The sequence below is a fragment of the Streptomyces sp. 4F14 genome (assembly GCF_048159485.1).
Lineage (GTDB): Bacteria > Actinomycetota > Actinomycetes > Streptomycetales > Streptomycetaceae > Streptomyces.
This window is the reverse complement of the sequence record NZ_JBLRVY010000126.1, coordinates 1-463: the sequence shown is the minus strand read 5'-3', so window position 1 is coordinate 463 and position 463 is coordinate 1. Positions and strand designations below refer to the sequence as shown.

At 74.7% G+C, this 463-nt stretch carries 1 protein-coding gene; it reads right to left on the bottom strand.

From position 1 onward, the window contains the following. Window positions 1-463 (bottom strand): LLM class flavin-dependent oxidoreductase (locus ACLZOT_RS49950; RefSeq protein WP_416975978.1); only part of this gene is annotated, 463 nt, incomplete at both ends.

Below are 463 nucleotides of genomic sequence, written 5' to 3'. Positions count from 1 at the left end.
AGGGCGAAGCGGGAGATCCCGGTCCGCTCACTGGTCGCCGCCAGGCGGTCGGCGCACAGGCGCGGCGTGCCCACCGGGTGCAGCCCGCAGAGGAGTTCGGTGTACGCCAGCGGGTCGCGCATCGAGCGCCTGCGGCCGTCGACCGTCACATGGGCGTCCAGGCCCTGGCGCAGCCAGCCGGGCATCGCCTTCGTGAGGGTCTCCACCGCGTCCGTGCGCCGGTCCGCGATCTGGCAGACGCCGGCCGACACATGGGCCGCGCCCCGGATCTCGTCCGCCGTACGCCCCGCCGCACGCGCGTGCTCCCGCCACAGGGCGACCATCTCGGCCTTCTCCTCGTCGCCCACATGCATCCCGAGCAGCATCGGCAGACCCCGCTCGGCCGCGAGCCGTACGCTCGGCGGTGAGGTGCACGCGACGACGACCTCGGGCCCCTCGACCTCCGCGAGACACTCCGTCGGCC